The organism is Paenibacillus sp. J22R56, from assembly GCF_056269375.1.
The window spans coordinates 85986-108156 of the sequence record NZ_JBWDNV010000005.1 but is presented as its reverse complement, the minus strand read 5'-3'; the positions used below and the strand labels follow the sequence as shown (position 1 = coordinate 108156).

At 45.8% G+C, this 22171-nt stretch carries 21 protein-coding genes; 10 read left to right on the top strand and 11 right to left on the bottom strand.

The window, feature by feature from the left end; genetic code table 11:
- Positions 1-48: 48 nt before the first annotated feature.
- The 4 genes from AC0YNT_RS13450 to AC0YNT_RS13435 all read right to left on the bottom strand — a co-directional run bounded on the left by AC0YNT_RS13450 (position 49) and on the right by AC0YNT_RS13435 (position 5696).
- A complete protein-coding gene (locus AC0YNT_RS13450) occupies positions 49-1680 on the bottom strand; it encodes a xylulokinase (protein ID WP_475805051.1) in 1632 nt (543 codons plus the stop codon).
- A 15-nt stretch (positions 1681-1695) separates the two neighbouring features.
- Complete coding sequence (locus tag AC0YNT_RS13445) at positions 1696-2913, bottom strand: MFS transporter (protein ID WP_475805050.1); 1218 nt, start codon at positions 2911-2913, stop codon at positions 1696-1698.
- Between the two features lie 102 nt (positions 2914-3015).
- Positions 3016-4206, bottom strand: coding sequence for a class II aldolase/adducin family protein (locus AC0YNT_RS13440; RefSeq protein ID WP_475805049.1), 1191 nt, complete (start codon positions 4204-4206; stop codon positions 3016-3018).
- A gap of 17 nt (positions 4207-4223) precedes the next feature.
- Complete coding sequence (locus tag AC0YNT_RS13435) at positions 4224-5696, bottom strand: aspartate aminotransferase family protein (protein ID WP_475805048.1); 1473 nt, start codon at positions 5694-5696, stop codon at positions 4224-4226.
- Positions 5697-6074: 378 nt separating this feature from the next.
- Here AC0YNT_RS13435 and AC0YNT_RS13430 point away from each other — a divergent pair, with 378 nt between their 5' ends.
- Both AC0YNT_RS13430 and AC0YNT_RS13425 read left to right on the top strand, forming a co-directional pair.
- Entirely contained in the window at positions 6075-6581 is a 507-nt protein-coding gene (locus AC0YNT_RS13430; protein WP_475805047.1) for a hypothetical protein, read from the top strand.
- 11 nt (positions 6582-6592) lie between these two features.
- A complete protein-coding gene (locus AC0YNT_RS13425; protein ID WP_475805046.1) occupies positions 6593-7051 on the top strand; it encodes a GNAT family N-acetyltransferase in 459 nt (152 codons plus the stop codon).
- Positions 7052-7271: 220 nt separating this feature from the next.
- On the opposite strand, the gene AC0YNT_RS13420 is transcribed toward AC0YNT_RS13425, so the two are convergent.
- Positions 7272-8024 carry a tyrosine-protein phosphatase gene (locus AC0YNT_RS13420; protein ID WP_475805045.1) on the bottom strand — a complete coding sequence of 251 codons (753 nt, stop codon included), beginning with the start codon at positions 8022-8024 and terminating at the stop codon, positions 7272-7274.
- Between the two features lie 149 nt (positions 8025-8173).
- Positions 8174-8824 carry a GntR family transcriptional regulator gene (locus tag AC0YNT_RS13415; protein ID WP_475805044.1) on the bottom strand — a complete coding sequence of 217 codons (651 nt, stop codon included), beginning with the start codon at positions 8822-8824 and terminating at the stop codon, positions 8174-8176.
- Between the two features lie 146 nt (positions 8825-8970).
- Here AC0YNT_RS13415 and AC0YNT_RS13410 point away from each other — a divergent pair, with 146 nt between their 5' ends.
- The 5 genes from AC0YNT_RS13410 to AC0YNT_RS13390 are packed head-to-tail and all read left to right on the top strand — an operon-like array spanning position 8971 to position 13419.
- Positions 8971-9348, top strand: coding sequence for a GntR family transcriptional regulator (locus AC0YNT_RS13410; RefSeq protein ID WP_475805043.1), 378 nt, complete (start codon positions 8971-8973; stop codon positions 9346-9348).
- A gap of 51 nt (positions 9349-9399) precedes the next feature.
- A complete protein-coding gene (locus AC0YNT_RS13405; RefSeq protein ID WP_475805042.1) occupies positions 9400-10173 on the top strand; it encodes a hypothetical protein in 774 nt (257 codons plus the stop codon).
- Positions 10173-11471 carry a hypothetical protein gene (locus AC0YNT_RS13400; protein WP_475805041.1) on the top strand — a complete coding sequence of 433 codons (1299 nt, stop codon included), beginning with the start codon at positions 10173-10175 and terminating at the stop codon, positions 11469-11471. Before AC0YNT_RS13405 ends, AC0YNT_RS13400 begins: the two co-directional genes overlap by 1 nt.
- 16 nt (positions 11472-11487) lie before the next feature.
- Positions 11488-12699, top strand: coding sequence for a hypothetical protein (locus AC0YNT_RS13395; RefSeq protein ID WP_475805040.1), 1212 nt, complete (start codon positions 11488-11490; stop codon positions 12697-12699).
- 3 nt (positions 12700-12702) lie between these two features.
- Complete coding sequence (locus AC0YNT_RS13390; protein WP_475805039.1) at positions 12703-13419, top strand: ATP-binding cassette domain-containing protein; 717 nt, start codon at positions 12703-12705, stop codon at positions 13417-13419.
- Between the two features lie 72 nt (positions 13420-13491).
- Here AC0YNT_RS13390 and AC0YNT_RS13385 read toward each other — a convergent pair whose 3' ends face one another.
- Both AC0YNT_RS13385 and AC0YNT_RS13380 read right to left on the bottom strand, forming a co-directional pair.
- On the bottom strand, positions 13492-13947 hold the full coding sequence (locus AC0YNT_RS13385; RefSeq protein ID WP_475805038.1) for a RidA family protein: 456 nt from the start codon (positions 13945-13947) through the stop codon (positions 13492-13494).
- Positions 13948-13966: 19 nt separating this feature from the next.
- Positions 13967-14398 (bottom strand): Lrp/AsnC family transcriptional regulator, encoded by a 432-nt coding sequence (locus tag AC0YNT_RS13380; RefSeq protein ID WP_475805037.1) that lies wholly within the window; start codon positions 14396-14398, stop codon positions 13967-13969.
- 123 nt (positions 14399-14521) lie between these two features.
- Here AC0YNT_RS13380 and AC0YNT_RS13375 point away from each other — a divergent pair, with 123 nt between their 5' ends.
- Entirely contained in the window at positions 14522-15280 is a 759-nt protein-coding gene (locus AC0YNT_RS13375; RefSeq protein WP_475805036.1) for an MBL fold metallo-hydrolase, read from the top strand.
- Here the strand turns inward: AC0YNT_RS13375 and AC0YNT_RS13370 are convergent.
- The 3 genes from AC0YNT_RS13370 to AC0YNT_RS13360 form a co-directional block, all read right to left on the bottom strand.
- Positions 15232-16056 (bottom strand): alpha/beta fold hydrolase, encoded by an 825-nt coding sequence (locus AC0YNT_RS13370; RefSeq protein WP_475805035.1) that lies wholly within the window; start codon positions 16054-16056, stop codon positions 15232-15234. The genes AC0YNT_RS13375 and AC0YNT_RS13370 overlap by 49 nt on opposite strands.
- 122 nt (positions 16057-16178) lie before the next feature.
- Positions 16179-19454 (bottom strand): DEAD/DEAH box helicase, encoded by a 3276-nt coding sequence (locus AC0YNT_RS13365; RefSeq protein WP_475805034.1) that lies wholly within the window; start codon positions 19452-19454, stop codon positions 16179-16181.
- A gap of 2 nt (positions 19455-19456) precedes the next feature.
- On the bottom strand, positions 19457-19915 hold the full coding sequence (locus AC0YNT_RS13360; RefSeq protein WP_475805033.1) for a MarR family winged helix-turn-helix transcriptional regulator: 459 nt from the start codon (positions 19913-19915) through the stop codon (positions 19457-19459).
- 150 nt (positions 19916-20065) lie between these two features.
- Here AC0YNT_RS13360 and AC0YNT_RS13355 point away from each other — a divergent pair, with 150 nt between their 5' ends.
- Together AC0YNT_RS13355 and AC0YNT_RS13350 are read left to right on the top strand one after the other, a co-directional pair.
- Complete coding sequence (locus AC0YNT_RS13355; protein ID WP_475805032.1) at positions 20066-20995, top strand: NADP-dependent oxidoreductase; 930 nt, start codon at positions 20066-20068, stop codon at positions 20993-20995.
- A gap of 186 nt (positions 20996-21181) precedes the next feature.
- Positions 21182-22156 (top strand): glycoside hydrolase family 43 protein, encoded by a 975-nt coding sequence (locus AC0YNT_RS13350; protein ID WP_475805031.1) that lies wholly within the window; start codon positions 21182-21184, stop codon positions 22154-22156.
- The last annotated feature ends 15 nt before the right edge of the window (positions 22157-22171 follow it).

Below are 22171 nucleotides of genomic sequence, written 5' to 3'. Positions count from 1 at the left end.
TGTTCTAAAAGCCCCCTAGTTTGTAAGCCCATCAATTCCAGTATTGTATCACAGAGAAGCATGAAAAACATCCGGACGGCTGCTGAGATTATTTAGGATGCCAAATGCTTTCTTGTTCCTGCTGTAGAGGGACTTGAATACTTCGAAATAGATGTCATAGGTAGCTTTATTCCGTGGGTTTGGCTTGTAAGTTGCTTGGACAGTCACCAAGCTTTTGGCTTCATGTATACTTGGGATCATACCTAGTCCAACAGCTGCGACAAGAGCTGCACCTATGGCGCCAGCATTTTGCGGGCTGTCCACCGTTTCAATTTCTCGTCCGAGAATATCGGCAAGAATCTGGCAGGTGAGAGGAGCTAATGCGCCGCCTCCAACAAAACGGATCGTCTGGGATGTCTTGATTTTCCGATCCTGTGATTCCAGCTGCCATCTAAGATGGTAACAGATTCCTTCGAGCACCGCATGAATCAGCTCGGTCTTACCTGTATCAATGCTGATGTTGAAAAATAGTCCCCGAGCGTTCGAATCCTCAAACGGGCAGCGATTCCCATGCAGCCATGGTGTGAAAATGACGCCGTTACTTCCGGCAGGTACGTCTTTGATCGCGTGCATCATGTAGTCATACAAGCTCCGGTACATTGTCTCCTGGGTTTCGGAGATTTGTTTTTTCTCCAGATAGATTCCGATCTCATCCAAGGCAAGATGATTCTTGACCCACTCCAAACATTTGCCTGCTGTCTCAAGCTCACAGAAATAATGATAACGGTCAGGGATGGCTCCTACGATTGATGCAATCATATTGGTTGTATCAATTAACTGCTTGTTGACGACAGTGGATACCCAGCCCGAGGTGCCAAGGTAGATATGGGTGTCGCCTTCAGCTACAGCGCCAGCTCCAACGCCAATCAGCGCAGCATCCCCGCCTCCACCAAATACCGGTGTCCCTACCGAGAGTCCAAGTTCAGCAGCGGCTTGTGTGGACAAATTTCCAACCTGTTCCGTAGACTTTATGACCCTTGGGAAATGATTGATCTCGACGCCAAACATTTTACACATTTGCTTACTGAACGTCTTCCTTCCATTTCTCGAATCATATAACAAGGTTGCATAGGCACTATCTTCCGTCATAACGAATTCTCCCGTGCATTTATAGAGGAGATACTCCTTTACATCCAGCCACTTGTACACCTTGCGGAACAACTCTGGTTCATTACGCTTTACCCAGGTATACTTCCAGACGGGGTCCTTCACACTAGCCGGGACAGCGCGTGTAATTGCAAGCGACTTGGCAAGCTTAAAGACGTTAACGCCTGCTATCTTCATGCCGTGCATAATACCTTCTCGATGCTCTTTGGCTGCACGGGTATCCATATAACTCATCGCTTTGCGAATGGGCTGACCTTCACGATCAACGAGGATCATCCCTTGCATCTGAGCGCAGAAGGAGATACCTCCAATCTGCTCAGCTGGAATAAGGCTGTCCTGAAGAACTTGCTTGGTCGTATGCTGCATGGCGTTCCACCAGTCGGCCGGATCCTGCTCAGCGCCCCCATTATCCAGAATAGAGAGCTCGTAGCTAAACAAAGCGCTCGCGACAAGTGTAATCGAATCCGTAAGATGATAGAGACAGGTTTTGACACCAGAAGTTCCTACATCATAAGTGAGTACATAAGTACCCATAGCTTGCACCTGCCTTTACATAGGCTGATTGTTTCCTATATCTGTGGTGGGAACCGGTAAGGTAGATTCCTTAATCCGGAAGGTAATAGGAAGCATGATGATGGTTAAAAGCACAAACAGAAGCATCGGCCAGACAATCGTGCCCAAAGCATCATTAAGCACTTCGAATAAGTAGACAAAGGCGATGCCGGATACCTGCCCCATTAATAAAATCATGCCAAGAGATGTTCCTTCCTGGACGGGATAAGCAACCTCCGATCCATGCTGGAACAAAATTGGTGCTACACCCATAATCATAAAGCCTGCAATTCCGGCGATGATGGACACCAGAATAGGCTGATCGACGAAGGTAAGACCAACATAGGAGGGAATCAGTATGGCGATAGCGGAAACAAAGAATGGTACTCGGATCCGGTATCGATCCGATAGAATAGGGAGAATAACAGCCCCTATGATACCGGCAACGATGAAAGCGGCTCCAACAAAGCCGGCTTCTTCGGATGTAAATCCACGTGGGATAAGAATCGTTTCAAGAAGCGTTAGTATGGTGTTGAATATGCCAATGGAGATAAAGCTGATTAATAGAATAAGGACGTAGCTTTTGTTCGTTACAAGAAGTCGAATCGATTCGAATCGTAAAACCTCTTGCTTAGCAGGAGAGTCATTGGTGAGGGAAGCAGGAGGTTTCAAATTTACAAAGGCAGCAGCCAAACAGGCGGCTATGATCGCGAAGCTGGCAAACCACTTGAAGAGTGTGGGGATGCCGGATGATTCTGCAATCGCAGGTGCTATGGCCATTGGAACAATAAATCCAATATATTGGGCTAACGTCAGAATACCTGCCGCCGTTGACCGGTCTTTAAGCGGGAACCAGTCGGAGGCTACCTTAGTCGCTATATTGAGAAGAAAAGGCTGACCGATTGCCAGAATAAACTGCATGATTAGAACGAGTGTGAAATCATCTGCGAAAAGAGCGCGAAGCGTTCCGAACACGGCTGTTATACCTGCACCGATTAACAAAGAGGCTTTGTAGCCCCATTTATCAATGACCCAGGAAGCGGGCAAAGAGAACAGAATGAACATAATCATAAAGCTCATGGAGCATAAAGTGATTGACATGCTGCCTACTCCGTAGAAATCTTCTGCAAGACTTGAAATTGGCGCGAGCGAGAGCCACATCATTTCGGTTGATACGATGATCGGTACGATCGATAAAAGAATGATCCATTTCATGTGTGAATGATCGATTCTTTTAATATAAATTCCACCTTTCTTAGCGATTGCTTACGTTGTAAGAATCATCACAAATAGCCAGAATTTGTGTGATAATTCTTATTAGGAGGTTATTGAAGCTTGCTTCGAATATTTCTTCAAATAAACGAATCGCATTAAGAGGCTTTCCAAGTAATGAATAGGCTTCACATGACCAAGCAGCTTAGCTCCGATATGGGCTTTGCAGTTTTTCTCAAGGACCATGAGTGTCGCTAGGGCATCGTCATGAGTGCTGCCGCAGCATAATGCTCCCATACCGCGGATTAAGACAGCCGACGATCTCTTCAAAGCAGCAGCAGCCTCTGCAGGAGAGAGCTCAACACTTCTCGCTGAAGTTCCAATGAGCTGAGCAAAGTCATCCAGCAGCGGCTTTAAAGGCTGTGCCGTTTGGGAAAAGGCGATAACCTCCGGACTTCCGCTCCAGTGGATATGATGAATGTGCTTATGTGCTCGATAGATTTGCTGATAGACCCATGCCTCCTCAGGCATTGTGCCGTCCAGCTCATCGTAACGGACCTGAATCTCGGAACCGGAGTCATCGAAGAGAATGAAACCGTCTTCCAATCGACGACTATGATAGAGCTGATTGTCTGCTGATGACTTCGATTGCAAGTTAGCAGATTGACCAAGTCCAAGGGCAAAGCAGCTTAATTGGGCAGCATTTGCTTCTGGCTCACCACTTAAGCTTTTGTAAGTATCATCGATATATTGTCGGCAAGCTTGATCCAGCTCTAGTGCCACTTCGAAAGCTTCTTGATCGTCAGCGCCGTAACAGACCGCACCGTGATTTTTCATAATAACCGCCTGGTTCACGGAGTGAGTAAGCGCCTTGGCAACGTTACGCTGAAGCTTCTTTGTACTTGGGAGTGCATAGGCTCCGCATTGGACTTTCCCTGCAAGCAGCCCTTCTTCAATAAGGATTGCATCCACATCGCAGGCACTGATAACGGAAGCGTATTCTTGATGAGTATGAATGACGAAATTAACATCTGGAAAACGTTTATACACCTCGGCATGAACGCCTTTCTCGGAGGAGGGCTTGATGCTGCCGCTGTAGCTGCAGTCAGCGATTTGAACGGTCACAATATCTTCTGGCTTAAGAGATCTGTAATCCCGGCCGCTTGGTGTAATGACGAACTGCCCGCCATCGATGCGATGGCTGACGTTGCCCCATGTACGGGCGATCAATCCTGTTTCCATCAGCTTAATTCCTGCTTGAATGACGCGTTGCTTGGCTTCTTGGACAGCGGTCATAGTCGTCTCCTTACTCCTTAAATCAAGGCTACATTTTTGAAAATATTTTCGAAGCGGACCAGTACATCATCAATCATTTCTTCCGTATACGCGCCGCTTGTGTACAGCCGGCTGCCTGCCAGGGTTACAAGGCCTTCGGCCATATAAGCCGCGCCCATATGCTCCATTTCTTTTTTTCGTTTAGATGTCTCGGAAAGCACCTTTGGAATTTGCCAAGGCTTCGACCAGTTGATGGAAAAATGCATTGTACCTACCGTTTCGAGGTGACAGATTGACCCTTGGTTAAAGGCGACAAACGGCAGCTTGTATTTGCTGATCAAGGCTTGCAGTCCTGTCGTCAGCCGGTCGGCCATTTCGCCTGATCTTTGGATGGCATTTGTCCGCTCAATCTCGCAAAGCGTATAATAACCGGCCACGCAGCTCAGTGGATTGGCAGCCATCGTACCTCCAACAAGTGCTTTCTTATACTTGCTGCCGGCTTCAATACCTGCGGACAAATATTTCATATATTCCTTCTTGCCGCCAAGACCACCGGCTCCCGGATATCCACCGGCAACAACTTTACCAAAGATCGTAAGATCCGGCGAAACGCCATAATAGCCTTGGGCACCGGACATGCCAATTCGGAAAGCGGTAACCACTTCATCGAAAATAAGAAGAGCGCCGTATTTGCGGCATAACTTTTCTACACCTTTATTGAAATCCAGATCAACCGGTCTTGTGCCGCTTTCCGGGCCAACCGGTTCGATCAGCACGGCTGCTGTTCCACCGCGAAGCTGGTTGAAGCGAAGCTTTCTTTCCAGGTCGTTAAGATCATTTGGGAAAAACTCCTGCGTATGCTTAAAGATGTAGCGAGGAACGCCATGCGCCTGGGTCCATTTGGAGCCGGGAATCCGGATCCCGTAAGCAAGCTGGTCGCTCCAGCCGTGATAAGCGCCGCCCATTTTAATAATCTTTTTCTTCTTAGTAGCGAGGCGTGCTACACGAATGGCCGCCATGCAAGCTTCCGTGCCGGAACCTAGCATACGGAACATCTCGACGCTATCGATGCTGTCGGCAATTTTTTTTCCTAATTTATATTCATATTCATGGAATAGTCCGGTGGAGGGACCACAATCATTAAGAAGTTCGATGACTTTCTCACGTACTTCGGGCGGGTTGCTTCCCAGTACCGTTGGGCCGCCTGCCTGCAGAAAATCATAATAACGATTGCCGTCAAGATCATAGAGGTAGGCACCTTCGGCCTTTGTAAATACGAGTGGGAACGGATGATTAAACGCTAAATTATGCTGCACGCCGCCGGGAATAATCTCCTTGGCAACGTCAATCATGTCCTTCGATTTCGCACATTTGGCTTCAAAATAATCCTTTTCGTAGTGCTTTAATGCTTCGGGTTTGATTGAATAAATAGGCTTAGAGATGAGCTGATCGAGCTGGCTCGTCACTGCCTTTACATCAGGATAGCGGGAAATCGAAAAGGTTCTTTCCATCTGTACCCTCCTAAAAGAATTTCTGCTTTTGGAAATTCTTGCATCGTAAGCATGAGCTTAAAAGAATTGCGCTCTTGGCAATTCTTACTTCGTAAGCATGAGCTAAAAGAATTTCTGCTTTTGGAAATTCTTGCATCGTAAGCATAAGATTAATTTTGAGAAAATTATGAAATTACTCACAACTCAAGTATATAGGCACAGTTCAAAAGAAGGAACCAGTTTAGGTAATATCTATCAAATATATTTAATAGGATTAATGCTTTTCTCCTAAAACGGAGGCAGTGAGACAGGATTATAGTTATTTTTTGCTTTTCTTTTTGCTGAGGCATCTGCATAATTGAAATAAATACCATATTTATTAACAAAGAGGGTATTATCGTGAGAGAGATTTTAATTAGCGTTCTATTATTGCTATCGCTATTAACAGGCTGCAGCAGCAATCAGACGGATGTTACTTCATTTAAAGATCAAAGGGATGATCGTGTTAGTCTGTTTACTTCACTTAATTACGAAATTATTAGAGATAAGCAAAGTATCAATGAAATAGATCACGTCAGTGATTCATTAAAGAATCCGGTTATGATCCGAGTGTTTTTAGAGATAACTAATAAAGGAGAACAAATCGCTGAGTCTATTAAGATTAGTGTTAATGAACCGCTTCCGATAAAATATGTACATAGCTCGGGAAGTGAGGGGAATACGAACGGTATTCTCAAGAAAAACGAATCGCATGAGTATTACACGACATACACCTTTGCAAACGAAGCAGATCTCAAACAATTTCTTAATGAAACAACTGTGAGCGTTCTGTGGAATGAAGAGGATTCGGAAAATGAATTAACACTTAATCTGCCCAGCAGCCCCATAAAAGGTGAAATGAAGTAGAGGTGAAATAGATGCTTCGACTTAGACAGGTAGAGGGATTTTCAGAACAAGTTGTCTCCGTTATCGCACAATGTGTATATAACCCTACAGAAGAGAAAATGAACGGGATCGTTCAACTATATAAATCGGATGCTAACCGGGTGTTATATGCTTACGATGATGGCAGCCGTATTGCTGCGATTATTGGTCTTCTGATCAAACCTGAGGAGACCATTATTTCACATATCGCAGTAAGAGAAGAGATGCGAGGAAAGGGCATTGGCCGTGCTTTACTCGATGAAGTGATGTCGTTGTATGAGCTGACAACTTTGAAAGCGGAGACGGATAAAGATGCCGTAGGATTTTATCGCACTTGCGGTTTTCATATTGAGAGTCTTGGGGAGCTATATCCTGGGGTTGAGCGGTTCTTGTGTACTAAGCACAGATTGGATTCCATCCAGCATAATGAGGAATCTCAACCATGCAACTAGCGCTATGTTGTATTACGTACAGTATAATCCGCCGCTTTGAACACTAGTAGTTCAAACTGATGAAATAGGCTGTAGAAAATACAACATAGCCTAAGACTGTTTTGAATCAGTCATATTTTACTGTACAGAATACAACATAGTACAAGGGGGCAACAAAGCGTAAAGTCCAAAAAGCAAGCCTGCACCAAGTCCGGTGCAGGCTTTTATCTTTCAGCCCTGCTTAGTTAAGCAGTTTACGCTTCAATACCGCTACTTGCTCTTCTGTTAGGCCAATCGTAAGCAAATACTTTTCTGCTGAACCATAACGGTTGTACAGATGCTCGAGCATCATGACCATATTATCCGGGGCGCTGCCCATGAAGCGTTCGAACATCTCAATCGCTGCGGCATCTGCGCTACCAAGATGCTTCAGACGCATTTCGTCGACCATCGGTGCGAGACACTCTGCTGTCAGGCTATAGTCGTTAATGATCGTTTCGTGAGGAACTTGAGCGGTATCAAGAAGCAGGGCGGAGACAACACCGGTCCGATCTTTGCCTGCGGTACAATGGAAGAGTGAAACAGCTTCAATTTCGTTTGTAAGATGCTCAAACACCTCTCGGAGTTGAGGTTGAGATTTATCCAGCATGTCTACATAGAGCTCACCCAAGCTTTGCACATGCAGGACGTCTGGTGTAGCAGAATTGATAAGGCTGACATGATGGTAAGCAACTTTTTCGGAAGCTGCGAACACGTTAGGATCATTCTCCAGCTCTTGGGTATGACGCAGGTCGACGATCAACTTTACCTGTTGGTCCAGAACATAACGTTGGTCGGCTTCCGTCAGCTTGTGAAGACCATCGGCTCGGAAAAATCGTCTCCACTTTGTCACTTGTCCGTCTTTTGTTTCATAACCGCCAAGATCACGCATGTTATAGGCGCCATCCAGCTTAACTACTCTATTCTTTTGAGATTCTTGAATGTTAGTTGTCATTTATCTAATCTCCTTTGTCGTCCTCTTAACTTCAAGTTAAGTATGCAACTTGTATGTAAGTTGTGTGTAATAGCGAGCTTAAGTATTTGTAAATACAACTCAAAAAAACCGGAGGCCATTTGGCTTCCGGTTTGATCATTATGAGGAGGTTATTTCAATAATCCACCAAGAATAAACTGCTCATGGACATCCGAATATTGCTCGGTGACGGCAGCTTTTGCTGCGGTGATGTCACCGATCTTAATCGCCTCATAAATCCGGCGGTTCGTTTGAACAGATCGGCTTGGTTGGTATTGTGGATATTTTTTGCGGTAAGAGACGGTATGGAATACATATCTGCCGCGGTAAAGCTCCATAATTTGCAGCATACTCTCATTATGAATGGTCCGAAGGATAGTCTCAGTGAAGAGCAGGGTGCTGTTATAGTAACTGTAGAAATCACTTTTCTCCATAGCCGCCTGCTGCTGTTCGAGGTATTGGCTTAGTGTTTCCAGATCGAAGTTAAGCTGGCGTTTCACAGCGGTATCCAGTACGAACAGCTGCATCGAGACGAGTACTTCATACATTCCGCTGAAATCATGAGCGGACACTTCCTTCACCATAACTCCGCGCCCTCGGAAAGATCCAACTAGTCCTTCCCGTTCTAACAAGGAGATGGCTGCGCGGATAGGCGTCCTGCTCATGCCGAGAAGTCCAGCAAGCTCATTCTCGGACAACATGGAGCCGGGCATATATTCCGCACGCATAATTCGTTCACGTATTTCACGATAAGCAACGGTTTCCAGAGAAGTAGAAGACATAGTGATATTTTCCTTTGTCTGTTTTAGTTTAATAGTAACAAAACCTCTATGTCTTGCAAACACTTTATAACAGAGGATTTTTCCCAATTGCCTCTTGCGGTCTTCTTGTATTACTGCCATAATACAGTCATAGCATGAGGCAGGTGATGGAGTTGCTGACTTTTCAGGATTTACAATTAAATAATAAAATGCCGGTCTACGTGCAGATTGCCTTGTATGTAAAGAGGCGTATTTTGCTCAAATGGGCGGTGTCGGGCGATAAGCTTCCTTCAAGGAGGGATATTGCCATGCAGTTGAACATTAATCCGAATACAGTCCAGAAAGCATTCAAGCTAATGGAGGATGAAGGTTATGTTCGAACGAGCAGTACATTAGGAAGCGTCATTTATTTGGAAGATGAGATCTATGGCCGAATTGAGTCAGAGCTTACAAAAGAAATGGTGGCGGAGTTTATCGCTCAAGCTAAGGAAGCAAATCTTTCGTTTAAGAAAACGGTGGAGCTAATTAGCGAGCTTTGGGAATAAGCTTTTTATACATTCATTGTATTAGTCGATTAATACAGGAGGTGCAGGAAAGTGAAAGGATTTTACCGGCTTCTGAATATTCAATTTGCGTCGATGCTGCCTGTTTTATTGATTTTGACGGCAGGGATGCTGCTGACACCCTATATGTTGCTGCAATCTGAGGTTGAACATTGGAATGAGAATTCGATGCATCCGCGGTTTGAAAGTTTGTATTATTCGTCCGGCTGCAAGACGGCGTTATACGGATTTATTGCTGCGTTCTGCATTTATTTTCTTGTGAAGCAGTACAACGCGTATTGGGGAAGCAAAAGTATTTATACGTATTTAACGCTGCCGGTGAGACGAGAAGCATATTACTGGAGTAATCTGCTGTCTTTTATCATAGGCTTGCTGCTTCTTCTTGCGGCTCATCTGGTTGCAATTAGATGGGGGTATTCCGCTGTTGTTGATCATATTGGCAGTTACGGTGGCGGCAAGTTCGTGATGCACAATGGGTTGTTCCTAGCTTTTATCCGCTCGAACTTCCTGAAGCTGATATTACCTTGGAGCATTAGCGGATGGTTCGCGTCGATCAGCGTATTTCTCACAGGGGCTATCGGCTTATATTACGCGTTCCTCTGTGAGCGCAGCAGAAACCATTGGTTTATTATCTTCGTATTTGCTGCTGGCTTAATCATACGGCATATTGTGAATGCTCAGCTCTCCGCGCCTTCTATGGAATGGACAATAGGCAAGCTTTATACGTACAGCACTATTCTTTTAGTAATGAGCGGCTTCTTCGTGTGGCATAGCATACGGCTAATCCGGAAAGGAGTTATCTCCTGATGCAGGCGTTATGGAAGAAATCAGCAAGGCACTTGGCGCTTCCGGCGCTCATAATTGCGCTGCTTCTTATCGGATCCCAATTCATGCAAGTAAATGCGGACCGGGATAAAGGAACATTTTATTTAAAGGATCATCAAGGAGAGCGTTCGGCACTAGCGGATGTGACAATTAGCGGGGAGCTGGGGGATGGGTTTCATAAAACGTTGTTTCATCTGACAGGAAATAATATCCATGTTGTAACGCATACAGAGGTTTACGATCCACCTCGTGAAGTCTGGTACAACAATCTTACCCTTGATAAATTAAAAGGGAATCTCCGGTATGATCTCATATACCAGCCGTCTTCCATCGCGGTAAGGGATCCTAAAGATTCTAATTCCTATTGGACGGCATCCGTTATGCCTAATATTACAGAATATGATGATACGGGCCAACTCAAACAGGATAACACTAGTACTTATACAAATAGGCTTGAATACGGACTTGCAAAGATAGGCGATCAACCTTTTTTTGTAGTGCCTTCAACGAATCATTATGTTGGAATAAGCGGCATTTATAAATTGAATTTCATAGATGCCAGAAGCAATCTAGGTGAGACGCCTCCGTCGGAAGCGCTTGTCACTTTCAGCTTGGATAAGAATAAGGAGCAGGCACCTTCCGAAATTCAGGTTCTTGGACTCGAAGCAGTTGACGACAAGCTAGCTCTTATCCTAGAGGAGGACCAGAAGCTAGTCATTCGAAGCTATGACAGCAAGAGCGGGGAGCTCTTAGGTGAAGCGGCGGCTGATGATTTTACCGTTTCTAATTCTTATTTGGCTGAATCTAAGAGAACGTTTAATGAATCGTATGAAGCTTATTCTGACGTGCAAAACAATCGATTGAGTATCGCGTTAATGAGCGGTTATGACCAGGGACTAGTTCATAAAACCATTTGGAGCTTTGATTTTTCAGACGGAGTGAAACTGTTGGATGAAACGGATATCAACTATAAAGATCTCAGAGAAACCGATAAACATAATATGCAGTCCATCCGTTATCTAAATGGCAAGCTCTATGTTATTTATAGCAATTTGGAACTGGAAGGGAAGACGGATGATCAGGTAGTGTTCGATCCCTACCAGCCCAAGAAGCTCATTATTCAAGTTTACGAAACGCATAAGCTTCTCTATGAAGGAGAGCTTGTAACCGATCAGAATGATGATCTTATAAAATTCCTTAATTATAATCGGGACTCCTTCACTTATGACCCTGCGTACAACAGAGAGTTCGATCATATCGTTGTGCAATCGATGAAGTAAGGGGGAGACTTTTATAATGACGGATAAAGTAAAGAAGCTGTCCCGCCATCTGGCCATACCTTGTTTCCTGGCAGCTCTATTGCTGATTGGAGTCGTCGCTGGACTTAATTATACACATGTGAATGCGGGAACTTTATATTTGAAGGATCATTTAGGAGACCGTTCAGCGATCGATCCGATTATGATCTCAGGAGATATCAGTGATCAGTATGCAAGTACAAGATTTGAAATATCGAATAGCCAATTAAACAAGCATACAGAGGTGAATGATCCTCCTGCTCTTATCACGGATCATTATAAGTACATCCAAGGATGGAAAAAAAGAATGGACGGACTTGATTATCAGGTTGAAGGCGGATATACCTACTCTGTAAGTTATATTGGTGGCAGGAAATCCTCTTTCATCAATACAGGACTAGTGTTTCAAAGCGAAAATATTTACTCCAATTCATTAGAGCGTGGACTTGCCAAGATTGGCGATCATGTGTATTTTACTGTACCAACATCGGCTGAAACTACAGGGACAAACGGCATTTATGAGCCTTCCTTTGAAGAAGACGGAACGACCCGGACTGTTGCTGAATACAGTCTTGACCAGAATAAAGATGGTGGTTCTCTTGAAGTGTGGGGGCTTGAGGTAGTGGGGGATAAGCTGGCCCTTATTCTTATGGAGAATGGGCATCCTATCGTGCGGGGCTACGATCCAGATAGCGGGAAGCTGCTCGGTAATATCGTGCTAGATCAAACGGATATCCAATATTCCGGCCAATATGAAGCCTACGCTAATGATCAGATTTTGAATCTGGTTTTTCAGAAGAATTCCGTCAGCGACTTTAACATCCGTGCTCATAAATCAGTATGGACGATTGATTTCAGCAACGGTATGCAGTTAATTGACAAGACAAATTTAGATTATGATTACAATGGTCATGATACTTTCCGCAGCCGGATGGCGATGTTATATCAGGGTGGTCAGCTTTACTTTGTTTATACGTCAACGGAGCCAAGACCGGATGACCAATATTATGCAGACAGCTACCTTCCGATTCATTTGTTTATCAGGGTGTACAAGGAGAACCTGCTGTTATATGAAGGTGAGATTGTGTCTGATCTGAATGATGACAGCATTAATACGCTTAACCTTGCAGATGGCCAGCTATTTGATACAAATTCGGATGATTACCGTATGTTCGACCATCTGAAGCTGCAGGCAAGAGAGGAGGAGTAGCACATGCTCGAACTAAAGTATGTGGAGAAATCGATTGGACAATCGCGGCCTATCCTGCATGTCAGGGATCTAACGATTCCAAGTGGAGAGATTGTTGGCGTACTAGGCGAGAACGGAAGCGGGAAAACAACCTTGCTCAAGGCTATAATGGGCCTCGGCGAAGTGAAGTACCGTGAAATTCTCCTTAACGGCAGGCCGGTGCAGCAGCAGTATGATCAGCTTGCTTTTATAACGGAAGAGGGCAGCTACATTCCAAAACTGACTCCTCTCCAATATGCCGATTTCTTAGCGGCTTTTTATCCAAACTTTGATCTTGTGTACTATAATAAGCTGCTGAAATTTTACGAGCTTGAACCAAACAAGAGAATTCGGACGTTCTCGCGAGGGCAGAAATCGAAGCTGGAGATTAGCGCGGGTATGGCGAAGGGTGCTAAATATATACTGATGGATGAGCCGTTCCTTGGAAAAGACATGTTCACCCGGCGGGACTTCCTGAAGCTGATGATTGGCAACCTGAAGGGCGATGAGACAATCCTGATCGTGACTCATCACCTCGACGAGATCGAAACGGTCATTGACCGGGCGCTTATTATGTCCAGAGGCCGAATTGAGGCGGACCTCTACATGGATGATTTACGTGAGCAGGGCAAAGACTTGACCCTAATAATGGCGGAAAAAGCAGGCTATAAGCCGGACCGTTACAAGACCGTGCTTGATTAAATAAAGAAGCTCATTTCACCTGAATGATAGGTGGAATGAGCTTTTTACTGTGCTAAACGATGCTGCACATCATCATGGTTTAATCTCAAATATCGAATCAATAACAAGAGGCAGATTGTCTCGTAAGGAATTAGCTCCCATGACGGAGCGGCTGTGAATGCCGCTATCCCCGAATACTTCCCGCATGAGATCGGAACAGCCATTCAGTACGAGGTGATGTTGTTCGAATGCAGGATCCGCATTAACAAACCCTTGCAGTTTAACCACTCGAGCTACTCGATCCAAGCTGCCTAAAGCCTGTTTCACAACAGCGAGAATTTCAATCCCCGCGCTTCGGGCAAATTGATAACCTTCCTCTGTGGAATAGGCTTGTCCCAGCTTTCCTTTTGGTTTCCCTGATGGACCTTTACCAGCTACAAACAGTAGTGAACCCGTCATAACACAATTTGTGTAATTAGCGGCTGGATCACTGGCTTCTGGAAGGATAATTCCTAAATCTCTTAATCGTTCTTCAATGCTTGTACTCATTATGTACAACCTCCAATTTTTATTTTACCTGTCCAATAGACAAGCTAAGCTTGTAGTTCCCGAACGTTAATAACTCATCTAGAAAATCATTCAGCTCCAGCTGTGAGCCTACACGAACCCGCATCCAATAGCAGCCCTCTCCGCTGACCCGATGGGTTTCTATTACATGACTGCTTTGCTGAGCGAAGGCCTGGAAGGTTTGATGGGCGGTGCTGGATTTCATAAAGACGGTAACAAAAGCATGGACGGTCAGGCCGATTTTGTTAGGATTCCAACGAACGGTTGTGCCTTCAATAATGCCCAGATCCTGGAGTTTCCGAACACGAGCACCAACGGCCTGGCCGGTCAAATGAACATGTTCTCCGATTGCTTTATGAGACTGGCTGGCATCTGCAATTAAGCTATCTAAGATCTGAATATCAACATCATCGATTCCGTATTGATTTGACATGTAATAGGAAATCCTTTCATTGTGAAAATAATCGAGGCCATTTTGTTTCATGAGGTTATTCATGCTAGATGAACCTTATTTTATAATTAAGGTAGACGTAAAGGGAAGAGAGGTTTTACAAATATGAACATTCAATTGATTCGACATGCCACCTTATGGCTGGAATACGCAGGAGTACGGTTGCTCGTGGATCCCATGTTTAGTGAAGCTGGAGTGAATCCGCCAATCAACAACTCGACGAATGAGAGGCGCAATCCGCTTGTTCCGCTGCCACTCCCTAAGGAAGAGCTGGTGAAGCCGGATGCTGTTCTCGTCACACATCTTCATCAAGATCATTGGGACACTGCTGCAGCAGAAGCACTGCCTAAGTCGACGGTCATATTTTGTCAGCCTGGTGATGCTCACAGTATAACAGACCAGCGTTTTTCTTCTGTTACAGAGATTGACCAGTCGGCAATATATAAAGGCATCACAATTTCAAGAACAAGCGGCCAGCATGGTACAGGTGAGATCGGACAAAAAATGGGGAAGGTGTCCGGATTTGTCCTTCAAGCAGAAGGACATCCGACCCTTTATATCGCAGGTGACACGATCTGGTGCGATGAGGTAAGGCAGGCGCTGGACGCCTTCCAGCCGGATGTGGTGATCGTCAACGCTGGTGGTGCACAATTTGCTGTAGGGGATCCGATTACGATGAATGTTGAAGATGTTATTCGCGTCTGCAGCTATGCGCCTTATTCCAAAGTTATCGCGGTTCATATGGATACTATTAATCACTGCTTGGTGACAAGAGAGGATCTCTCTCGTGCATTGCAAACTGAGGGATTGATGGATCAGGTTCTGATTCCAGCCGATGGTGAAAGTGTGATTGTAGATAAATAATCGGCAATAACTTGGTTAAAAGCTTCCGGTGCGTCTGCATTTGCACAATGACCTGCTCCCGGGATCGTTACAAGCTGTGAACACGGCTCCAACTGGTGAAGTAAACTTAAGGCTTCATGAATCAGTTCTCGGTCATGCTCACCCACAATTAGGAGCATCGGATACGGCATGGGTTTCCATCGATCGGTAAAGAAGGAGCCCATACCGCTCATTGTCTCGAATGACCGCCGCTTGAAGTGCCGGATCCCTTGCTCGAATAATGTACGTCCTCGTTCTGTTGAACAGGATACGCGAAGAACATACTGTTTGAACTTTGTCATGGAGAATAGGATGTAGCCAATCCATTTGAGCGCTTCAGCTTGCTGCTCTTTTTTGATCCGCTTATTTGCTTTATGTATGGAATAACCTCCGACAACGATAACGGATTGTGTTTGCTCCGGATAGCGATCTGCAAAGGCTTGTGCGATCAGCGAGCCAAGCGATACACCAAGGAGATGACAGGCTTCGATCCGGTTGTCCACCAAAATACGGCTGATGACAGCAGGTATATCTTTTATCGTAACCTTGGATTTGACAGAAGCTCCAGCCCCGTGCCCAGGCAGATTAATAAGGATAAGCTGATAGCTGTCTTGCAAAAAAGAGACTTGTTCCTGGAACAAGGTATAGTCCGCAAAGGCAGCATGCAGCATAACAATTGTTTCTTTACCCTCATTGCTGCTTATGAAATAGGGGAAATGACTATGCTGTTCATACCTGCAAACTTCTTCCTTAAGCATCCCAATCTCCCCCTCATGTCGGAATTTATAACGATCTGACCTTATAACTTACGCTGGTATGCAAGCCATCATGCCAAAAGAAGCCTCCAAGTAAAGTGAACTTGGAGGCTTCTTCGATTCTTTTATAAATCCCGTTCATTGGCGCCTATCGCGAGAATCTCCCGAATATCAGATTCGGTAAGTGAAGATAGCTGCTCTTCACCAGGCTGAATGATGTCGTCTATCATATTTTTCTTCCGCTGCTGAAGCTGGTACATCTTATCTTCAACCGTGCCATGAGCAGCAAGACGGATAACCTGGACAACCTTGGTCTGTCCAATCCGGTGAGCCCGGTCTGCCGCCTGCTGCTCAACCGCTGGATTCCACCACAGATCGTATAAGACGACCGTATCCGCACCAGTCAGATTAAGTCCCGTGCCGCCTGCTTTCAGAGAAGCGAGGAAGATATCCCTCTCACCATCATTAAATCGGTTACATAATTCCACTCGCTCAGAAGCTTTTGTACTGCCGTCGAGATAAAAGTATGGTATACCTTGCCGGACAAGCTCTTTGCTGATTAGACCAAGCATCTGTGTGAATTGGGAGAAGATCAGCATCCGTTTGCCAGTACTTCGGCATTCCTCCACAATCTCGAACAGCTGCTCGAACTTGGCTGAGCTGCCTTCATAGTCCGTTACGAACAGTGCAGGATGACAGCAGATTTGGCGAAGTCGAGTAATGCCCGCCAATATTTTGATTCGGTTCTGATGGAAGCTGCGATCATTGTCCAGATGCTTGACCGTTTCCGTCCGCAGCTTTGCCAAATACGAGACGTAGAGTTTTTTCTGCTCCGGCAGCAAATTGGTGGCCTGCATGGTTTCGATTTTCTCTGGCAGCTCCTTGAGCACGTCGGACTTCAAGCGTCGAAGCAGGAAGGGCCGTACACGGCGGGAGATGCTTTCTCTTGGCATATCTGCAAATACTTTTCGGGCAGGGAACAGCTCCGGGAAAATGGCTCCAAAGAGCGACCATAGCTCCTCCACCTTATTCTCAAGCGGCGTTCCGGTTAATCCGAAACGGTGTTTGGCTTGAAGAGCTTTTACCGCTTGTGCGGTTTGAGTCGTATGGTTCTTAAATGCCTGAGCTTCATCCAGTACGACCGTATGATAAAAGCGTGTGACATAAAGATCAATATCCCGCCGCAAAAGGGGATAGGAAGTGATAACCACATCGACGCCTTTTAACGAACGCAGCTTGGCAGCTCTCTCCGGCCGTGTTCCATCTGCGATAATGACCGAAATCTCCGGAGCGAAGCGCTTCAGCTCGCTTAACCAGTTGTACATCAGGGAAGCTGGCGTAACAATGATGGCTGGCTGATCGAATTTTCTAATCTCCGGTAATACGGACAGCAGGAAAGTAATGCTTTGAATGGTTTTACCAAGTCCCATATCATCGGCCAGAATGCCGCCCATTCGGTAATGAGCAAGTGTCTTCATCCATTGGAAACCGTATTTCTGGTAATCCCTCAGCACGTGTTGAAGGCTTGCAGGAACCTCGAACTCCAGATGATCCGGATTACGGATATGGGCAAGCAGCTTACGGAATGATTTGCCGAGCTGTATAATTCGGCCGTCATTTTCCATATCCGCAAGGTGTAGTCCCCGTGCAAGCGGGATGCGGAACGTGGTGTTATTGAGCTCCGAACGCAAGAAGCCTGTTTCATTAATAATCCTAGTAATAGCTTCATATTCTTTGCCCTCCAGCGGCAGAAAAGCTCCATCCTGAAGGCGATGAAAGCGGCGTTTCTCCACAATAGAGCGCAGCACACTACGGATTTCGTTATCCGATATTCCCGTCAATTCGAATTTGAACTCCAGCCAGTCTGTTCGTTCATCGACTTCAACTTTTAAGCTAGGAGGCGAGTTAGGGACAACTATCCTTGTCTTAACTGCCGTTGTTGCATGGATCTGAAGCCATTTTTCAAGCTTTGGAATGGTATGCCGCAGGAACTCGAATTCGCTGTCTTCATCCTGCATGTAGTAACCAAGCTCGGTTGTAACAAAACCACTTTGGTCCATGATATCTAGGATCTGATTTTCACGATCGCCGTCTCTTAGTAAAATCCGGTCCGTGTTCTTATAATCAGTGTTTGCCGCCAGAGGATTGATTCTAATATCCCCGTATTGGAACTCTACTTCGGCCAGAAGTCTTTCCCGGACACGGTCCAGATACAGCTTAGCCTTCAGAGGTGTTTGCACGATCCGCTCCGATACACTTCGAGTAACTTGAACCTGCCCAATCTTCATCAGCTCGGGAACAACCTTCTCCATAAACGGTTCGATTTGTTCCGAGGAAATGATGACATGCTGCCTGCGGGAGGCATCCAGCATATTTTTGAGATCCGCTAGCCGTTTACAGGCATCCGGGGACAACTTGATGATCAGGCCTTTGCTAAGAACCATATTGTAGGCGGACAAAACAATAATCTGGTCAAGTCCTTCGACCTCGAGTTGAAAGCCATTCCCGTCATGATCGCCAAATCCAAATTGGATAGGAGTGGTCTCATCACTAATCTGCAAGCCGGCGGTGATGGTGCCCTCCTGATCAATCAGAACGGAAGGGCATGCAGCAAGAAGCGGCAGCAGAGCTGGCCAATCTGCAGGCGGAATCATGAGCATTCGATCGGCATTTTTCAGGCGAGCTCGCCCAGGTAATGGCTGTGCGCCCTCCTGGTACAGCGCTTCATTCCTGCTGATCCGGGCAAGTTCATTTAGCACAGCATGATCTTCCGCCTTGAAACAATGCTCTGCCGGGTTAAAGGTGAAATGCTTGGAGAATGTCCGAGTGACATTCAGCGCCATTCCTTCGATAAAAGCCCGGATATCCGGTACGACATACAATCTGCCAAGACCAATTCTAAGCTCTATCCCGATTCGGTAATTCCGGTAGCCGCTTGTGAAGATCACACAAGTAAACTGAACTTCAACAGGAGTTCGAGTGTCTCTAACGTATCTTGTGCGGCTGATGAGCGAAGGCTGTTCACGATCATGGCTATTAAATAAGTCTAGAATGCTGTTAGACAACAGCTGGTCGCTTGCAGATATGCGGGCGAGATTAAGAGCCTCTTCGGGCAGCTCTGGCAGTTCCAATAGATGCAGCAGCATAGCAGCAACATGCTCGCAATATTTGTCTTCAGGGTCAAAGTCCGGACAAGTGCACGTAGCGATAATCTCACCACGGCTGCTCGTTGCGGTTACGATTAGATCGCGATTCGTTCTGACATTCGCCTCACAGAAGGGTTTGTCCGGATCATAACGCAGAATGGTTACGCCGCCGGACTGCCAGATTGATTCCCCTTCTTCAAAAGCAAATCTGCCGCACAATACCCGGACATCATCATCCGTATATTGAAAGCTCATCGTTATAGAGTCCTTTCTTTGTGCTCGGTTATTTGATGCAGCAAGCGCAGCAGTTGACCTCGTTCTTCTGGCGATAAAGAAGCCAGTACTATATCCGCAGATTCGCTCATGGCGAGTCTGGCTTTTTGTATAAGTGGCGGGGCAGTCTCGGATAGCTTGATAAAAGTCGCTCTGCGGTCATCCGGATCCGGAATCCGCACAATAAGCTTCTCTTGCTCAAGGGCATCCACGAATTGGGTAACCGTGCGTGGTTTAATACCAAGCTTGGCAGCAATCTCACTCATTCGGATTTGTCCAGCCTCCGATACAGAGACGAGAAAGCGCAGCCGCGGTCCTGACAAATAGTCCGGGATATCGAGATCTGTTAGATGTGATTCAAATTGAAGATGCAGCTGATGAGTTGTTCGTAGCAATGTTTCCAATACAAGGCCTGCTGCAGGTACTGATTCGGATGTAGGCATAAATCCTCCTTGACTTTAAACAAGCAAAATAACTATACTCGCTATATCGATAAAACACTGAGTATACACAATATGTGTTAGTTCTGTAATTTGATTTTACACGAATCCTAATGTTTCTTCAAATATTTCGAATAGGGAGGATGTTCAAAGATGACCCAAATGATGCAGGCGATCCGCTATCATGAGCATGGAGGAGTGGAGGTACTGCGGCTGGAGCAGGCTCCTCGGCCAATACCGCAAACAGGTGAGGTTCTTATTCGTATTGTAGCCGCAGGTGTACTTCCGATCGACTGGAAGATTCGTAAAGGCTTATTCCCGATGCCGGTCAAGTTCCCAGTGATTCCAGGCACAGCATTTGCAGGTATTGTTGAGGAGGTAGGGCTGGATGTGAACGATTTGCAGGTCGGGCAGGAGGTATTTGGCAGAAGTACAAACGGGACCTATGCCGAGTATACGACAGCTCCCGCAGAATCCATTGCACTTAAGCCGGTATCCATCAGTTTTGAGGAAGCAGCGACTTTATCGGGCGGAGCAACAACAGCATGGTGTGCCATTAAAAATGCAAATGTGAAGCCGGGTGAGCGTGTCCTTATTCATGGCGCTGCCGGAGGGGTAGGGCTGTTCGCTGTACAGTTCGCCAAATCGCGAGGTGCGTATGTAATCGGGACGGCTGGACCGTCGAATATGGCATATATTGGTTCCATCGGTGTAGATATGGCTATTGATTATACGGCTGAGTCTTTTGAGCAGCTGATTGAGGAGAAGGTGGATTTTGTCCTGGATACGATCGGAGGACAAACGCTTGAACGTTCCTGGGTTGTTGTGAAGCGGGGAGGTGCTCTCTTAACGATTGCAGGTCAGCCGCCGCTTGAGCGGGGACAAGAAGAAGGTGTTCGTGTTCTTCGTTCAGCGATTGCAACCAAGCAGGATTTAATCGACATAGCTGAGCTGATGGACAAGAGAATCGTCCAAACAGTGGTTCAAGCTGTATTGCCTCTTAGTGAGGCTCAGCAGGCACATATGCAGTCGGAAAAAGGCCATGGTCGAGGACGGATTGTTCTTCAAGTTGGTAATAAATAGATTCTTATTGTAAAACATATACAAAATCCGCGTATCTATGAGATTGCGCGGCTTTTTTTATAGGCAAAACTATATTTTCTACGCTATATTCTTTAATTTATGTAGTTTACGGCAAGCGATTTCGGATTAGAATGAAAAAGATAAATTAGAATGGAATTCGTAATGCGCGAAAAGGAGAACGTGATCATGACAAAACCTAATGAACCAATTGTAACGCATATTTTTACAGCAGATCCTTCTGCGCATGTATTTGAAGGTAAAATTTATATCTATCCTTCCCATGACCTGGATCATGACGGCCCAACGAACGATAACGGCGATCAATATCAAATGGAGGATTATCACATCCTGTCTATGGACGATGTAAATTCCCCATGTGTTGATCATGGTGAAGCTCTTCATGTGAAGGATGTACCTTGGGCTTCGAAGCAAATGTGGGCGCCAGATGCGGCCTTCAAGAACAATACGTATTACTTGTATTTCCCTGCTAGAGACAAGGATGGAATCTTCCGTATCGGTGTAGCGACGAGTAGCACTCCTGCGGGACCTTTCAAAGCAGAAGAAAACTATATCCCAGGCAGCTTTAGTATCGATCCGGCTGTTCTCGTGGATGAAGATAACAAAGCATATATCTATTTCGGCGGACTTTGGGGCGGACAATTGGAGAAGTGGACAACAGGCGAGTTTGTAGCTGACGCTGCTGATCCGGATGTGAATGGACCTGCACTTGGACCTCTTGTTGCAGAATTGAGCGACGATATGCTTACCTTCAAGAATAAGCCTACTGAAATTTCTATCGTTGATGAGGAAGGCAATCCGCTTCTGGCTGGCGACGAAGAACGCAGATATTTTGAAGGTCCTTGGATGCACAAATATAACGGCAAATACTATTTGTCTTATTCTACAGGTTCGACGCATAAGCTTGTTTATGCGATTGGCGATACTCCGCAAGGCCCGTTTGTCTATAAAGGAACGATTCTGACGCCTGTTCTGGGTTGGACAACTCATCACTCCATTGTGGAGTTCCAAGACAAATGGTACTTGTTCTACCATGATGCGTCGCTGTCCGGCGGCGTGGATCATAAGCGCAGTGTGAAATTCACTGAGCTTAAGTATAACGAAGACGGTACAATCCAGACGATTGACCCTTACAATAACTAATAGGGAAAGCACGGA

Bases quoted from the DNA above. Each gene is read 5' to 3' on its own strand.
- AC0YNT_RS13450 (WP_475805051.1), bottom strand. From the start codon at position 1,680: ATGGGTACTTATGTACTCACTTATGATGTAGGAACTTCTGGTGTCAAA.
- AC0YNT_RS13445 (WP_475805050.1), bottom strand. From the start codon at position 2,913: ATGAAATGGATCATTCTTTTATCGATCGTACCGATCATCGTATCAACC.
- AC0YNT_RS13440 (WP_475805049.1), bottom strand. From the start codon at position 4,206: ATGACCGCTGTCCAAGAAGCCAAGCAACGCGTCATTCAAGCAGGAATT.
- AC0YNT_RS13435 (WP_475805048.1), bottom strand. From the start codon at position 5,696: ATGGAAAGAACCTTTTCGATTTCCCGCTATCCTGATGTAAAGGCAGTG.
- AC0YNT_RS13425 (WP_475805046.1), top strand. From the start codon at position 6,593: ATGCTTCGACTTAGACAGGTAGAGGGATTTTCAGAACAAGTTGTCTCC.
- AC0YNT_RS13420 (WP_475805045.1), bottom strand. From the start codon at position 8,024: ATGACAACTAACATTCAAGAATCTCAAAAGAATAGAGTAGTTAAGCTG.
- AC0YNT_RS13415 (WP_475805044.1), bottom strand. From the start codon at position 8,824: ATGTCTTCTACTTCTCTGGAAACCGTTGCTTATCGTGAAATACGTGAA.
- AC0YNT_RS13410 (WP_475805043.1), top strand. From the start codon at position 8,971: ATGGAGTTGCTGACTTTTCAGGATTTACAATTAAATAATAAAATGCCG.
- AC0YNT_RS13400 (WP_475805041.1), top strand. From the start codon at position 10,173: ATGCAGGCGTTATGGAAGAAATCAGCAAGGCACTTGGCGCTTCCGGCG.
- AC0YNT_RS13395 (WP_475805040.1), top strand. From the start codon at position 11,488: ATGACGGATAAAGTAAAGAAGCTGTCCCGCCATCTGGCCATACCTTGT.
- AC0YNT_RS13390 (WP_475805039.1), top strand. From the start codon at position 12,703: ATGCTCGAACTAAAGTATGTGGAGAAATCGATTGGACAATCGCGGCCT.
- AC0YNT_RS13385 (WP_475805038.1), bottom strand. From the start codon at position 13,947: ATGAGTACAAGCATTGAAGAACGATTAAGAGATTTAGGAATTATCCTT.
- AC0YNT_RS13380 (WP_475805037.1), bottom strand. From the start codon at position 14,398: ATGTCAAATCAATACGGAATCGATGATGTTGATATTCAGATCTTAGAT.
- AC0YNT_RS13375 (WP_475805036.1), top strand. From the start codon at position 14,522: ATGAACATTCAATTGATTCGACATGCCACCTTATGGCTGGAATACGCA.
- AC0YNT_RS13370 (WP_475805035.1), bottom strand. From the start codon at position 16,056: ATGCTTAAGGAAGAAGTTTGCAGGTATGAACAGCATAGTCATTTCCCC.
- AC0YNT_RS13365 (WP_475805034.1), bottom strand. From the start codon at position 19,454: ATGAGCTTTCAATATACGGATGATGATGTCCGGGTATTGTGCGGCAGA.
- AC0YNT_RS13360 (WP_475805033.1), bottom strand. From the start codon at position 19,915: ATGCCTACATCCGAATCAGTACCTGCAGCAGGCCTTGTATTGGAAACA.
- AC0YNT_RS13355 (WP_475805032.1), top strand. From the start codon at position 20,066: ATGACCCAAATGATGCAGGCGATCCGCTATCATGAGCATGGAGGAGTG.
- AC0YNT_RS13350 (WP_475805031.1), top strand. From the start codon at position 21,182: ATGACAAAACCTAATGAACCAATTGTAACGCATATTTTTACAGCAGAT.